Annotated in this window: 10 protein-coding genes and 1 pseudogene; 7 read left to right on the top strand and 4 right to left on the bottom strand. The window is 72.8% G+C overall.

From position 1 onward, the window contains the following. The 5 genes and pseudogenes from ACFPZN_RS47525 to ACFPZN_RS47505 form a co-directional block, all read left to right on the top strand. A pseudogene (locus ACFPZN_RS47525) lies at positions 1-1039 on the top strand (glycogen debranching enzyme); the annotation flags it as partial. Beyond that, complete coding sequence (treY, locus tag ACFPZN_RS47520; protein WP_378290195.1) at positions 1032-3320, top strand: malto-oligosyltrehalose synthase; 2289 nt, start codon at positions 1032-1034, stop codon at positions 3318-3320. The pseudogene ACFPZN_RS47525 and the gene treY, both read left to right, overlap by 8 nt. Continuing rightward, entirely contained in the window at positions 3212-5173 is a 1962-nt protein-coding gene (gene treZ, locus ACFPZN_RS47515) for a malto-oligosyltrehalose trehalohydrolase (RefSeq protein WP_378290193.1), read from the top strand. Before treY ends, treZ begins: the two co-directional genes overlap by 109 nt. Positions 5174-5466: 293 nt before the next feature. Continuing rightward, positions 5467-6138 carry a response regulator transcription factor gene (locus tag ACFPZN_RS47510; RefSeq protein ID WP_019629095.1) on the top strand — a complete coding sequence of 224 codons (672 nt, stop codon included), beginning with the start codon at positions 5467-5469 and terminating at the stop codon, positions 6136-6138. Positions 6139-6235: 97 nt separating this feature from the next. Beyond that, positions 6236-7513 (top strand): ATP-binding protein, encoded by a 1278-nt coding sequence (locus ACFPZN_RS47505; protein WP_378290191.1) that lies wholly within the window; start codon positions 6236-6238, stop codon positions 7511-7513. A gap of 48 nt (positions 7514-7561) precedes the next feature. Here the strand turns inward: ACFPZN_RS47505 and ACFPZN_RS47500 are convergent, their stop codons facing one another. Then, a complete protein-coding gene (locus ACFPZN_RS47500) occupies positions 7562-8206 on the bottom strand; it encodes a GtrA family protein (RefSeq protein WP_378290189.1) in 645 nt (214 codons plus the stop codon). Between the two features lie 351 nt (positions 8207-8557). On the opposite strand from ACFPZN_RS47500, the gene ACFPZN_RS47495 reads away from it, so the two are divergent. Both ACFPZN_RS47495 and purE read left to right on the top strand, forming a co-directional pair. Further along, a complete protein-coding gene (locus tag ACFPZN_RS47495; RefSeq protein WP_378290207.1) occupies positions 8558-9769 on the top strand; it encodes a 5-(carboxyamino)imidazole ribonucleotide synthase in 1212 nt (403 codons plus the stop codon). A 17-nt stretch (positions 9770-9786) separates the two neighbouring features. Next, a complete protein-coding gene (purE, locus tag ACFPZN_RS47490; protein WP_378290205.1) occupies positions 9787-10254 on the top strand; it encodes a 5-(carboxyamino)imidazole ribonucleotide mutase in 468 nt (155 codons plus the stop codon). 9 nt (positions 10255-10263) lie between these two features. Here purE and ACFPZN_RS47485 read toward each other — a convergent pair whose 3' ends face one another. The 3 genes from ACFPZN_RS47485 to ACFPZN_RS47475 form a co-directional block, all read right to left on the bottom strand. Further along, on the bottom strand, positions 10264-10677 hold the full coding sequence (locus ACFPZN_RS47485; RefSeq protein WP_378290187.1) for a CoA-binding protein: 414 nt from the start codon (positions 10675-10677) through the stop codon (positions 10264-10266). A gap of 50 nt (positions 10678-10727) precedes the next feature. Then, on the bottom strand, positions 10728-12002 hold the full coding sequence (locus tag ACFPZN_RS47480) for a UDP-glucose dehydrogenase family protein (RefSeq protein WP_378290203.1): 1275 nt from the start codon (positions 12000-12002) through the stop codon (positions 10728-10730). Between the two features lie 227 nt (positions 12003-12229). Further along, positions 12230-13912, bottom strand: a complete 1683-nt coding sequence (locus ACFPZN_RS47475) for an LCP family protein (protein ID WP_378290185.1) — start codon at positions 13910-13912, stop codon at positions 12230-12232. Positions 13913-14090 lie beyond the last annotated feature (178 nt).

The raw sequence follows: 14090 nt of genomic DNA, 5'->3' as shown, positions 1-14090 counted from the left end.
GGTCAAGCTGATCGCCGAGCCGTGGGACGTGGGCGAGGGCGGCTACCAGGTCGGCAACTTCCCGCCGCTGTGGACCGAGTGGAACGGCAAGTACCGCGACACCGTCCGCGACTACTGGCGGGGCAGGCCCGCGACGCTGCCGGAGTTCGCGTCCCGGCTGACCGGGTCCAGCGACCTGTACGCCGACGACGGCCGCCGTCCCAGCGCCTCGATCAACTTCGTGACCTGCCACGACGGCTTCACGATGCACGACCTGGTCTCCTACGACACCAAGCACAACGAGGCCAACGGCGAGGGCAACCGGGACGGCACCGACGACAACCGCTCCTGGAACTGCGGCGCGGAGGGCCCGACCGACGACCTGGGGATCCTCGCCCTGCGGGAACGGCAGAAGCGCAACTTCATGGCCACGCTGTTCCTCACCCAGGGCGTGCCGATGCTGTCCCACGGCGACGAGATCGGGCGCACGCAGCGCGGCAACAACAACGCCTACTGCCAGGACGACGAGCTGTCCTGGGTCGACTGGGACGGGCTGCTCCAAGAGCACTTCCCGCTGCTCGACTTCGTCCAGCGGCTGTCGCGGCTGCGCCGCGAGCACCCGGTGTTCCGGCGGCGGCGGTTCTTCCAGGGCCGGGCGGGGCCGGGGCGAACGCGGCGCGGCCCCGCGCGGGCCGGGCGGGACGACGGCCCGGTGGACCTGCCGGACCTGCTGTGGTTCTCCCCGGACGGCCGGGAGATGGCCGAGGCCGACTGGTCCGCCGGGTTCAACAAGTCGTTCTCCATCTTCCTGAACGGCGACGCGATCAGCGAGCCGGGCCGGCGCGGCGAGCGGATCAGGGACGACTCGTTCCTGCTGCTGTTCAACGCCCACGACGGCGACCTGCGCTTCGTGCCGCCCCCGGCCGTCTACGGCGGGTTGTGGTCCAAGGTGATCGACACCGCCGACCCCCTGCTCGCCGAGGCGGAGTCCCCGGTGGTGAAGGCGGGCGAGTCCGTGCTGATGGAGGCCAGGTCCCTGCAGGTGCTGCGCCGTGTCTGAGCACCCGGCGACCGGCCCGGCGACCGGCACGTACCGGATCCAGCTGCGGGGGACGAGCGACTCCCGGCACTTCGGGTTCGCCGAGGCGGCGGAGCTGGCGCCGTACCTGGCGGCGCTGGGGGTGTCGCACGTCTACCTGTCGCCGGTGCTGCAGGCGGCGCCCGGTTCCACGCACGGGTACGACGTGATCGAGCATGACCGGCTGTCGGCCGAGCTGGGCGGGCCGGAGGCGTTCCGGGCGATGGCGGCGCGGTTCCACGGGCACGGCCTGCGCGTGCTGGCCGACATCGTCCCCAACCACATGGCGGTCCCCGACCCGCCGGAGCTGAACGGACCGCTGGCCGCGCTGATCGAGGACGGCGCGGAGTCGCCCTACGCCCGCTGGTTCGACGTGGACTGGGAGGAGGGCGGCGGCCGGATCGTGCTGCCGGGGCGGGGCGAGCCCAACTACCGGCGGTTCTTCGACATCTCCGGGCTGATCTGCCTGAGCCAGGAGGATCCGGAGGTCTTCCGGCGGACGCACGCGCTGATGCTGGGCCTGGTCGCCGAGGGCCTGGTGGACGCGCTGCGCGTGGACCACCCCGACGGGCTCGCCGATCCGCGCGGCTACCTGGAGCGGCTGTCGGACGCCTCGTCCGGGCCGGACGGGCCGCGCTGGATCCTGGTCGAGAAGATCACGACGGGCGGGGAGCGGCTTCCGGGCGACTGGCGGTGCGCCGGGACGACCGGGTACGACGCGCTCGGCATGGTGGGCGGCGTCTTCGCCGATCCGGACGGCGAGCGGCCGCTGACGGAGGCGTACGTGGCGTTCACCGGCGGCGGCCCGGCGTCGTTCGATCCGGTGGAGTACGAGGCGCGGCGGTTCGCGGCCGAGCACGCCCTGCGCCCCGAGATGTCCCGGTTGCTCAAGGTCCTGTGCAGGGTCCTGCGGGTGGACGCCGGGGACGGGGCGCGCCGCGCGGACCTCCAGGCCGTCCTGCTGGAGCTGCTGGCGGCCATGCACGTCTACAGGGCGTACGTCGTGCCGGGGGAGCCGCCCACGCGGCAGGCGGTGGAGGTCCTGGAGGAGGCGGCGGAACGGGCGCGGACGCGTCTCCCGGCTCGGCTGCGCCGTGACCTGGACCTGGTCGTCCGGCTGGCGCTGGGGCACGAGCCCAAGGGCGGCGATCCCGGTGACCTGGCCGAGTTCGTGGTGCGGTTCCAGCAGACGTCGGCGCCGCTGGCGGCCAAGGGCGTGGAGGACACCGCGTTCTACCGCTGGTCGCGGATGGCGTCGCTGAACGAGGTGGGCGGCGACCCGTCCCGGTTCGCGATCGACCCTGAGGACTTCCACGCCTACTGCGCCGGGGTGCTCCGCGACTGGCCCGCCACCATGACGACCCTGTCCACGCACGACACCAAGCGCCAGGAGGACGTGCGCGCGCGGCTGGCGGTCCTGGCGGAGCTGCCGGTGCCGTGGACGGAGGCCGTCGGCCGCTGGCGGGCCTGGGCGCCGAAGGGGTCGCCCCTGGAACCGGACCTGGAGTACCTGCTGTGGCAGACGCTCGTGGGCGCCTGGCCCATCGCGGAGGACCGGCTGGGGGAGTTCCTCACCAAGGCGATGCGGGAGGCCAAGACCCGCACGTCCTGGCTGGACCCCGACTCCGAGTACGAGAAGGCCGTGCTCGGGTACGCGCGGAGGGCTCTCGTGGACGAGGGCCTGACGGCCGACGTGGGCGCGTTCGTGGCGATGCTGGAGCCGTACGCCAGGGTGAACGCGCTGGGGCAGAAGCTCGTGCAGCTGACCATGCCGGGGGTTCCGGACGTGTACCAGGGCTGCGAGCTGACCGGCCTCGCGCTCGTCGACCCCGACAACCGGCGGCCGGTCGACTACGAACGCCGCCGGGAGCGGCTGGCGCGGCTGGACGGCGGCGGGGAGCCGCGCGACCTGGACGACGAGAAGCTCCTGGTCACCTCGCGGACCCTGCGGCTGCGGCGGGAGCGTCCCGGGTGGTTCGGCGAGGGCGGCGGATACGAGCCCGTACGGGCCGGCGGCGAGGCGGCCCGCCACGTGTTGGCGTTCCGGCGGGGAGGCGGCGAGGAGGGTGCTCTGACGGTCGCCACGCGTCTCCCGGCGGGCCTGGAGCGGGCCGGGGGTTGGGGGGACACCTACCTGGAGGTCGGGCCCGTCCCGTGGCGGAACCTGCTCACGGGGGAGGTCCACCAAGGCCCACGGCTGGAAATGGCCGTTGTCCTGGCGGTTCATCCGGTCGCCCTGCTGGTCTCAGGGGTGGCCGAGTGACCCGGTTCGAGGTGTGGGCACCCGATGCCGAACGCGTCCAGGTGGAAGTGCGCGCCTCCCCAGGCGGGAGGCCGGCGCGCCATGCGCTGAGCCCGCAGCGTGGGCGGCGGCGTGGCTGGTGGGCCGTGGACATCGACGGGGCCGGGCACGGCACCGATTACGGCTTCGTCCTGGACGATGGTGACGAGGTCCTGCCCGACCCCCGTTCCCCCTGGCAGCCCTACGGGGCGCACGGAATCAGCCGCGTCTACGAGCACGACCGCTTCCCCTGGAACGACCACAGATGGCGGGGGCGTCCCCTACCCGGCAGCGTCCTGTACGAGATGCACGTGGGCACGTTCACCCCCGAAGGCACCTTCGACGCGGCCATCGAACGCCTCGACCATCTGGTCTCCCTGGGCGTGGACGCCGTGGAACTCCTGCCCGTGGCGTCCTTCCCGGGCCATCACGGCTGGGGGTACGACGGCGTCCACCTGTGGGCACCGCACGAACCCTACGGAGGGCCGGACGGGCTCAAGCGCTTCGTGGACGCGGCCCATGCCCGCGGCCTCGCGGTCGTGCTCGACGTGGTCTACAACCATCTCGGGCCCAGCGGCAACCGTCTCGCCTCCTACGGGCCGTACTTCACCGGCGCCTACACGACCCCCTGGGGCGACGCGGTGAACTTCGACCAGCCGGGCTCGGACGAGGTCCGTGCCTTCGCCATCGGCAACGCGCTGATGTGGCTGCGCGACTACCACCTCGACGGCCTGCGCCTGGACGCCGTGCACGCCATCAACGACCACGGCGCGGTCCACGTCCTGGAGGAGATGGCGTCCGCCGTGCGGGCCCTGTCGGCGCACCTGGGCAGGGAACTGTTCCTCATCGCCGAGTCCGACATGAACGACCCGAGGCTGATCACGTCCCCGGAGGCGGGCGGGTACGGCCTGGACGGCCAGTGGAGCGACGACTTCCACCACGCCCTGCATGCGGCCCTGACCGGTGAACGGCAGGGCTACTACTGCGACTTCGGCTCCCTGGACACCCTCGCCAAGGCCATGACGAGGGCGTTCGTCCACGACGGTACGTGGTCGGCCTACCGGGGGCGGCCGCACGGCCGCCCGGTGGACGTGCACCGGACGCCGGCCCACCGGTTCGTGACGTTCCTCCAGAACCACGACCAGGTCGGCAACCGGGCCTCCGGCGACCGCGTCGCCGCCTCGCTCCCGCCCGGGCTGCTCAAGGTGGGCGCCGCGCTGCTGCTGCTCGGGCCGTTCACGCCGATGCTGTTCATGGGCGAGGAATGGGCGGCGGGCACGCCCTGGTGCTACTTCACCGACCACGCCGAACCGGAGCTGGGACGGGCCGTGACGGAGGGCCGCCGGCGCGAGTTCGCCCGGCACGGATGGGCCGGAGACGTCCCCGATCCACAGGCTGTGGATACTTACCGGCGGTCCGTCCTGGACTGGGCGGAGCCGGGCCGGGGCGTCCATCGTGAACTGCTCGAATGGCATCGCGCCCTGATCGCCCTGCGGCGCTCCCGCCCCGAGCTGAACGACCCCCGCCTGACCGAGGTGGCTGTGGATATCGGGGCCCGTGAGAGCGATGTGGCGGGCGGCGCCCGCTGGCTGCTGCTGCGCCGGGGCGGCGTCCGCGTGCTCGCCCGCTTCGACGCCGCATTCGACGCCGCATTCGACGCCGCATTCGACGCCGCACCGGACGAAAGGCCCGTCCGGCTCCCCGTCCCGGAGATCGGCCCCGCGGCGCGGCTCCTGCTGGCCTCGGATCCCGGCGTTCGGCTCGATCCGCCCCGCGAGAACGGCGCCCCGGCGACCGTCACCCTTCCCGGGACCGCCGTCGCCGTGATCGCCTGACCCTGTCCCCGCGCGTCCGCACCCCACCGGATCACTGCACAAGGTGGCGACACACTTTTTTAGGACTTTCAGGCGTTGCCACCAGGATCTTCAAGGAACCCGGCGGCGGCACGAGCGCGGCGTCCCGGACATGACCGTTCGGTCACGGCCCCGGATCGGGGTCGCCACATGCGGTTACCTCCGGTAGCGCTCAGATATGTCCGTGTTCAGGGATGTACTACGAGTGGCAAACCGCAGGTCAAGAGCGCGGCGGCTGCCGGGAAACGTTCATGAATGGTCATACGATCGGTCTCATGACCTCAGTACTGCTCGCCGAGGACGACACGTCCATCTCCGAGCCTCTCGCCCGTGCGCTGCGGCGTGAGGGATACACCGTCGAAGTCAGCCCGGACGGCCCGCAGGCCCTGGAGCGGGCTCTCGGGGGCGGCGTGGACCTCATCGTCCTCGACCTCGGCCTGCCCGAGCTGGACGGGCTCGAGGTGGCGCGCCGGGTGCGCGCCGAGGGCCACGGCGTGCCCATCCTGATCCTGACCGCTCGCGCCGACGAGGTCGACACCGTCGTGGGGCTGGACGCCGGTGCCGACGACTACGTCACCAAACCCTTCCGGCTGGCCGAACTGCTCGCCCGGGTGCGGGCGCTGCTGCGCCGCGGCAGCACCGAGACCCCGATCGTGCAGGGGGTGCGGATCGACGCCGAGTCGCGCCGGGCCTGGATGGGCGACCAGGAGCTCCAGCTCACCACCAAGGAGTTCGACCTGCTGCGCGTGCTGGTGCGCGACGCGGGCAAGGTCGTCACGCGTGAACAGATCATGCGGGAGGTGTGGGACACCAACTGGTGGGGCTCCACGAAGACCCTCGACATGCACATCTCCTGGCTCCGCCGCAAGCTCGGCGACGACGCCGGCAGCCCGCGCTACATCACCACCGTGCGCGGCGTCGGCTTCCGGTTCGAGCGCGGCGACTAGGGCGTGATCCTGGGCGCCCGCGGGCGCTCGTCCCGGGCGGCCCGGCAGCCGCAGGCCGCCCGCAGCCCCGTCCTTCCCCACCCTCGAAGGAGCCCTGATGAGGCGCCGACTGCTGCTGTCGACGCTCGCGGTGGCGGTCGTCGCGATCCTGCTGCTCGGGATCCCCCTCGCCTATGCCACGCACAAGCTCATCTACGAGGAGGCCCGCCAGTCGCTGGACCGCGAGGCGGCCTCCATCCTCGGCGGGGTCGGTTTCAGCCTGGAGGCCGGCCAGCCGATCACGGCGCAGAAGATCTCCCAGGAGTATCCCGGCCGCTACATCGTCATAACCCTGGCCAACGACCAGGTGGTCACGGCGGGCTTCCGCCCGGCCCGCGGCACCGAGCTGCTCACCGCCTCCATGACGGGCGGCGGCGTGCGCGTCCAGGTGTCCCGCCCGGCCGGCCAGGTGCAGGACGAGGCGCTGCGGCTGATGTTCCTGATCGGCAGCCTGGCCGCTCTGGGGGTGGCGGTGACGGTGGGGCTGGCGATGGTCCAGGCCCGCAAGCTCACCCTGCCGCTGATCGACCTCGCCGAGACCGCCGACCGGCTCGGCACCGGCAACGCCCGCCCGCGCCGCCGCCGGTACGGCATCGCCGAGGTCGACCGGGTCGCCGAGGTGCTGGACCGCAGCGCGGTGCGGATCGCCGACCTGCTGGCCGCCAGCCGCGAGTTCGCCTCCGACGCCAGCCACCAGCTGCGCACCCCGCTGACCGCGCTGTCGATGCGGCTGGAGGAGATGATCGAGGCGGCCGAGTACCCGGACGTGGTGCGCGAGGAGGGCGCCGCCGCGGTGGCGCAGGCGGAGCGGCTGGTCGCGGTGGTGGAGCAGCTGCTGGCCAGGTCCCGGCACGACCGCACCGGGGCGGCGGTGCCGGCGCCGATCGACGACATCATCGCCCAGCAGGTCGAGGAGTGGCGGCCGATCTTCCGGCGGGACGGCCGGGACGTGACCATGACCGGCGAGCGCGGGCTGATCGGCATGACCAGCCCGGAGGGGCTGTCCCAGATCATCGCGACGCTGCTGGACAACTCGCTGGTGCACGGCGCCGGCCCGGTCACGATCAACACCAAGCTGGGCGCCAGCTCGGTGGTGGTGGAGGTGGGCGACCAGGGCACCGGGATCCCCCAGGAGCTGGAGGCGCGGATCTTCGAGCGCAGCGTCAGCAGCGGCAAGGGCACCGGGCTGGGGCTCTACCTGGCCCGCTCGCTGGCGGTGGTGGACGGCGGGCGGCTGGAGCTGATCCAGTCGAGACCCGCGGTGTTCGGGGTGTTCCTGCGCCAGGCCGCCGAGGCGCGCCTGGCGTCCGAACGCGTCGTGATCGGCCCCGCCTGATCCCCCGGCCCGTCCGACATCCTGGCCCGTCCGATCCCTTTGAGGGGGTCAGCGGGGGCTGGGGGCGGTGAACTCGGCGTAGCCCTCGGCGGGGTTGCCGTCGGCGGGGCGGCCCAGCTCGTGCGAGGGCGGCGTGTGCCCGTTGAGCCGGTGCCGGGGGGCGTCCGGCTGCCCTGGGACGTCCTGCTGCGCGGGAGCGGCCAGGTGCTGCGGCGCGGCCTCCGGGAGCCCGGAGTGCGGGTCGACCTGCGGGGCCTCCACCGGCAGGAACACCCACTTCTTGTACGACCAGAAGCGGAACAGCGTCGCCACGCCGGTGCCGACGATCAGCGAGGCGTTGTACGGGATCGGCCCGGTCAGCCCGAGCACGTAGCTGGTGAAGCCGATGAACAGCTGGGTGATCACCAGCCCGACGCCGTTCAGCGCGAAGAACAGCACGTACTCGCGGCCCAGCCCGGTCCGGTCGCGGTGCCGGAACGTCCAGTAGCGGTTGGCGACGTACGCGAACGTGGTCGCCACCACGGTCGCGATGGCGTTGGAGGACAGCGGCCCCATCCCCAGGCCCGACTCCAGGTGGAGCGCGTTGCTCAGGACGAACGTGATCACGAAGGCGACCGCGCCGACACTGCCGAACTTCGCCAGTTCCCGCACCAGATGGGCGAACCGTCGGTAGAGACGGGAGAGCAGGTTCACGAAGGGGAACCGTCCTTCCGGGAAACGGCTGCCGCGCCGCGGCGCTGGGCCGGCGCGGGTCGGCTACTGCGAAGGCTAGATGAGGATAGACGCATGTGGCCGGTGAGACGGGCAACAAGAACGTTCACGGTACCGTGCCTCTTCCCCTCCCCGCCCAGGAGCCGATCACACTCGCTCCCGCTCGACTCCCATCCGCTTTGACGCCGCCCGTGCCGGTTCCGTTCACCCCGATCCCGGCCCCGGTGGCGGCGCCCGCGGGCCCGCCGCGCTGACGAGGGACGATCACCCTGCGCGATGACGGCGCACCCCGTCCCGCCCGATAACCTACTGATCGTGACAGATCCAGCGCAGATGCCCGTGGTCGGGATGGCGGGCGGCGGCCAGCTGGCCAGGATGACCCAGCAGGCCGCGATCGGTCTCGGCGTGTCGCTGCGGGTGCTCGCCGGGTCGCCCGGCGACTCGGCCGCCCGGGTGTGCGCGGACGTGCGCGTCGGCGACGACTCCTCGCTCGACGACCTGCGCGCCTTCGCCAAGGGCTGCGACGTGGTGACCTTCGACCACGAGCACGTGCCGGGCGCGCACATCCGCGACCTGGAGGACTCGGGGATCCCGTGCCGGCCCGGCTCGGCGGCGCTGCTGCACGCCCAGGACAAGCTGGTCATGCGGGAGCGGCTGAGCGCGATCGGCGCGCCCTGCCCCGCCTACGGCCACGTGCCCGACCGGGCCCCGCTGGCGTTCCTGGAGGTCTTCGCCCGCGACCACGGCTGGCCGCTGGTGCTGAAGGCCACCCGCGGCGGCTACGACGGCAAGGGCGTGTGGATCCTGGACGCCCTCGACCGCGACGCGTGGGACCTGGTGTCCCGCCTGGTCGCCGAGGGCGTCGACCTGATGGTGGAGGAGCACGTCCCGTTCCGCCGCGAGCTGGCCGCGCTGGTCGCCCGGTCCCCGCACGGGCAGGGCGCCGCGTACCCGGTGGTGGAGACCGTCCAGGAGAACGGCATCTGCGTCGAGGTGATCTCGCCCGCGCCCGGCCTGGACGGCGACCGCGCCGCCGAGGCGCAGCGGCTCGCCCTCGACATCGCCGAGAAGCTCGGGGTGACCGGGCTGCTGGCGGTCGAGCTGTTCGAGACCGAGGGCGGGCTGCTGGTGAACGAGCTGGCGATGCGCCCGCACAACTCCGGCCACTGGACGATCGAGGGCGCCCGCACGTCCCAGTTCGAGCAGCACCTGCGGGCCGTGCTCGACCTGCCGCTGGGCTCCACCGAGCCGGCCGCCCCCTACACCGTGATGGCGAACGTGCTGGGCGGCGACGCGCCCGGGATCTACCATCGCTACCTGCACGTGATGGCCCACGACCCGGGCGTCAAGGTGCACTTCTACGGCAAGGACATCCGTCCCGGGCGCAAGGTCGGGCACGTGACCGTGCTCGGCTCCGACCTGGACGACCTGCGGGAACGCGCCCGGCACGCGGCCGACTTCCTGCGCTGGGGCTCGGCCATGGGCCCCGCCGCGGCGGACGGCGAGCCGGTCAACGAGAAGGACGGCGAGGGGGAGGACGCGTGACGAGCGTCGGCGTGGTGATGGGCAGCGACTCCGACTGGCCCGTGATGAAGGCCGCGGCCGAGGCGCTGGAGGAGTTCGGCGTCGCCTACGAGGCCGACGTCGTCTCCGCGCACCGGATGCCGCACGACATGATCGCCTACGGCGAGGACGCCGCCCGCCGCGGGCTGCGGGTGATCATCGCCGGGGCGGGCGGCGCCGCGCACCTGCCGGGCATGCTGGCCTCGGTGACGCCGCTCCCGGTGATCGGCGTCCCGGTCCCGCTCAAGTACCTGGACGGCATGGACTCGCTGCTGTCGATCGTCCAGATGCCCGCCGGGGTCCCGGTCGCCACCGTCGCCGTCGGCGCGGCGCGCAACGCGGGCCTGCTGGCCGTCCGCATCCTCGCCGCCTCCGACGAGGCCCTCAGGGCGAGGATGCAGGACTTCCAGAAGGACCTGTACGACCAGGCCAAGGCCAAGGGCGCCCGCCTGCGCGAAAGCCTCTGAGCTGGGCTCTCAGCGGCGCAGGGCCCATTCGACGGCCGGGCAGCGGTCCATGACCACCTCCAGGCCGGCCTCCTTCGCCCGCCGCGCCGCGGCCGTGTCGACCACGTCCAGCGGGAGCCAGACGGCCTTGGCGCCCGCCGCGATCGCCTCGTCCACCGCCGCGCCCGCGAACTCCGCACGCCGGTAGATCCCGACGACGTCGGGCTTCTCGGGCACGTCCGCCAGCGCCGCGTAACCCGTCTCGCCCAGCACGGTCTCCGCCGCCGGGTGCACCGGAATGATCCGCTTGCCCCGCTGCTGGAGCAGCCGCGCCTGGGTGTGGACCTCCCTCGCGGGGTTGTCCCGCAGGCCCACGAACGCCCATGTCCTCGACTCGTTGAGAAGCCGCCGGATCACGGCCTGGTCCGCGTACTCATCGCCCATGCCGCTCACAACAGCGGCGCCCGCCCGTTCGTTCCCCGGCGCCCGTTCCCTCAGGGGCGGCCGAGCGCGCGGTAGTTCCAGCCCGCCGCGCGCCATTGCTCGGGGTCGAGGGCGTTGCGGCCGTCGACGATGTTCCGCTCCGCGACCACCTCGGCGAGCGCCGCCGGGTCCATCTCGCGGAACTCCTCCCACTCGGTCAGCAGCAGCACCACGTGCGCGTCCCGGGCGGCGTCCAGGGCCGATCCGCCGAAGTCGAGCTCGGGGTGCGCGCGGCGCGCGTTCCCCATGGCCTGCGGGTCGTACACGGTCACCTTGCCGCCCTGCCCCCGGATCGTGGCGGCCACGTCCAGCGCCGGGGAGTCGCGCACGTCGTCGGAGTTGGGCTTGAACGCCGCGCCGAGCACCCCGACCGTGCGGCCGATGAACGACCCGCCGAGCAGCAGCCGGGCCAGGTCGACCATGCGGATCCGGCGGCGGATGTTGATCTCGTCCACCTCGCGCAGGAAGCTCAGCGCCTGGTCGACGCCCAGTTCCCCGGCGCGGGCCATGAACGCGCGGATGTCCTTGGGCAGGCAGCCGCCGCCGAAGCCCAGCCCGGCGCCCAGGAACCGGCCGCCGATCCGGTCGTCGTGCGACAGCGCCTCCGACAGCTTGGTCACGTCGGCGTGCGCGGCCTCGCACACCTCCGCCATCGCGTTGATGAAGGAGATCTTGGTGGCCAGGAACGCGTTGGCCGACACCTTCACCAGCTCGGAGGTCGGGTAGTCGGCCACGATGAACGGGGTGCCCTCGGCCAGCATGGAGGAGTACAGCTCGCGCAGGATCTTCTCGGCCCGCTCGGCGGCGCCCTGGTCGCCCGGGACGCCGACGACGATGCGGTCGGGGTTGAGGGTGTCCTGGACGGCGAAGCCCTCGCGCAGGAACTCCGGGTTCCAGGCCAGCACGGCGTCGCCGTCGGCGGGCGCCAGCATCCCGATCCGCTCGGCCAGCCGGGCGGCGGTGCCCACCGGCACCGTGGACTTGCCCACCACCAGGCACGGCCGGTGCAGCATCGGCGCCAGCGAGGAGACGGCGTCGTCGACGTAGGTCATGTCGGCGGCGTACTCGCCCGCCTTCTGCGGCGTGCCGACGCAGATGAAGTGCACGTCGCCGAACTCGGCGGCCTCCTCGTAGGAGGTGGTGAAGCGGAGCCGCCCGTTCTCGAGGTTGCGCCGGAGCACCGGCTCCAGGCCCGGCTCGTAGAAGGGCAGGTCGCCCGCCGCCAGGCGGGCCACTTTGCGCTCGTCGACGTCCAGCCCCAGCACCTCGAAGCCCAGATCCGCCATGCAGGCGGCGTGGGTGGCACCGAGATACCCGGTGCCGATCACCGTCAAGCGGTGGGTCAAGGCGACTCCTCTCCTCGTTCAGCCGTGTCCGGTGAGGGACGTACCCCGCGTCGCCGCGCGTAGCGGTCGCGGGCACCGACCGGCGCAGTGTACCGGCGGGTAGCATGCGCTATGAGTCCCGGCTTTCCCGCCGCATGCGGCGGAGGCCGGCGAGGAGTCCCGCGACTTCAGCCCTTGCAGAGCTTCTGGGTGGCGGTGCCGGTCTCCAGGGTGCGGTCGGCGGGGGTGGCGGACGGGGAGGGCTGCACCTTCACCTTCTCCACGCCCGACCAGTCGCCGCCCACCATCACCTGGACGCGGGAGCCCAGCGAGTCGACCTTCTTGAGCTTGGCGCCGGGAATGGCGGCCGCCAGGGTCTTGGCGGAGTCCTCGCGGGACGGGCCGTACTGGATCGTGGTGGTCTTCAGGCCGCGGCGCGCCACGCCCGGCACGACCGTGACCTTGAAGCCCTCGCGGCGGAGCTGGGAACCGGCCTTGGTGGCCAGCCCGGGGGTGCCGATCGCGTTCAGCACGCTGACGGTGACGTCCTCGGGCGGGACGGTCGGGCCGGTCGGCTTCGGCGGCGTGGGCGTCGCGGGCGCGGCGGCCGGCTTCGGCGTGCTGACCGGCTGGTCGCGCCTGAGCTTGGTGAAGAGGTCGTCGGCGCGGTTCTGGTCCCACAGGACGGTCGACTGGGGGGTCGGGGCGTTCCAGAGCTGGGCCGGGTGGTCGGGGTTGGCCAGCGGGACCTTGGCGAAGGTGAGGTTGTCGGTCGACAGGTCCTTCATCTGGTCGGCCAGGCCGGGCAGGTCGTCGGCGAGCTTCTCGTCCACCCGCAGGGACTTGAGCGCGGCGTTGAGGAACTTCGTCGACTTGGCCGGGTCGCTGAGGGTCCTGCTGCTCAGCGCCTGCTTCATCATCGCCGCCATGAACTGCTGCTGCCGGTCGATGCGGCCCAGGTCGCTGCCGCCGGTCAGGGTGTAGCGGGCGCGGGCGAAGCCGAGCGCCTTGAGCCCGTCGAGGTGGGACTTGCCCGCGGGCAGCACCAGGCCGCTCTTGCGGTCGTTGATGGGCTGCTCGGTGCACACGTCCACGCCGCCCAGCGCGTCGACCATGTTGACGAAGCCGTAGAAGTTGACCTCGACGTAGTGGTCGATCGACACGCCGGTGGAACGCTTGACGGTGTCGACCGCCAGGTCGGGCCCGCCGAACTGGTAGGCCCAGGTCAGCTTGCCGTGACGGGGCATGACCGGGGTGCCCTTCGGCCCCTCCGAGCCGTTGGACCTGTGCCCGGGGATCGTCACGTACGAGTCGCGGGGCAGGTTCACCACCGTGACCCGGTCGTGGTTCCGCGAGACCTGCACCAGCAGCATCGTGTCGGAGCGCTCGCCCGGCTCGCGGCCCAGCCGCGCCGCCTTCTGCTGCTCGCGGGTGAGGCCCTCGCGCCGGTCGACGCCCGCGACGAGGATCGTCATCGCGCCCTTCGGCGCGTCCCCGCCCCTGCCCAGGCCGCCGACGTTGACGCTGTCGATCATGCCGGTGACGTAGTTCTGGAACGCCCAGGCGCCGCCCGAGGTGAGCAGCACGAACGCCGACATCGCCCCCGTCAGGGTGAGGAACCGGCGCTGCCTGCGGGCGCTGAGCGCGGACCGCCGGCTCAGCCCGGGGGCCGGGCGGCGCGGGCCGCGCGGGCCGTCCACCTCCACCCGGGGCGCCGGGACGCCGTCGACGGTGACGCCGTCGATCTCCTCGTCGCCGCCCGCCGCGCCGCCGGCCGCGCCCCCGGGACGCGGCCGGAAGTAGCGCTCCAGCGGGTCGGGTTCGCCGTCGGCGGGTCCGCGCCCGCCGCCCCTCCTGGGCCCGTCTGCCATCCTGGGGCCGCCTCCCGAGAAGTCGTCGGTGCCTTATGACACGAGTGGTCCCACTCTAAAGTGGGGACACCCCGTCCGTTCGGTACCTGGACCTCGTGTCCTTGCAGTAACGTGGCGCCGTCTTGACCAACGTCCCGGAAGCCCGGGTGGTTCGAGCCGCGTCATGGACGATCGAGAG

Origin of the sequence: Actinomadura rugatobispora, from assembly GCF_042656285.1 — a bacterium.
GTDB classification, from domain to species: domain Bacteria; phylum Actinomycetota; class Actinomycetes; order Streptosporangiales; family Streptosporangiaceae; genus Spirillospora; species Spirillospora rugatobispora.
Note: the sequence above shows the minus strand (reverse complement) of the source record. Positions and strands in the feature narration are given on the sequence as shown.

Bases quoted from the DNA above. Each gene is read 5' to 3' on its own strand.
- ACFPZN_RS47480 (WP_378290203.1), bottom strand. From the start codon at position 12,002: ATGGCGGATCTGGGCTTCGAGGTGCTGGGGCTGGACGTCGACGAGCGC.
- ACFPZN_RS47475 (WP_378290185.1), bottom strand. From the start codon at position 13,912: ATGGCAGACGGGCCCAGGAGGGGCGGCGGGCGCGGACCCGCCGACGGC.
- ACFPZN_RS47485 (WP_378290187.1), bottom strand. From the start codon at position 10,677: ATGGGCGATGAGTACGCGGACCAGGCCGTGATCCGGCGGCTTCTCAAC.
- purE (WP_378290205.1), top strand. From the start codon at position 9,787: ATGGGCAGCGACTCCGACTGGCCCGTGATGAAGGCCGCGGCCGAGGCG.
- ACFPZN_RS47505 (WP_378290191.1), top strand. From the start codon at position 6,236: ATGAGGCGCCGACTGCTGCTGTCGACGCTCGCGGTGGCGGTCGTCGCG.
- ACFPZN_RS47510 (WP_019629095.1), top strand. From the start codon at position 5,467: ATGACCTCAGTACTGCTCGCCGAGGACGACACGTCCATCTCCGAGCCT.
- ACFPZN_RS47495 (WP_378290207.1), top strand. From the start codon at position 8,558: ATGCCCGTGGTCGGGATGGCGGGCGGCGGCCAGCTGGCCAGGATGACC.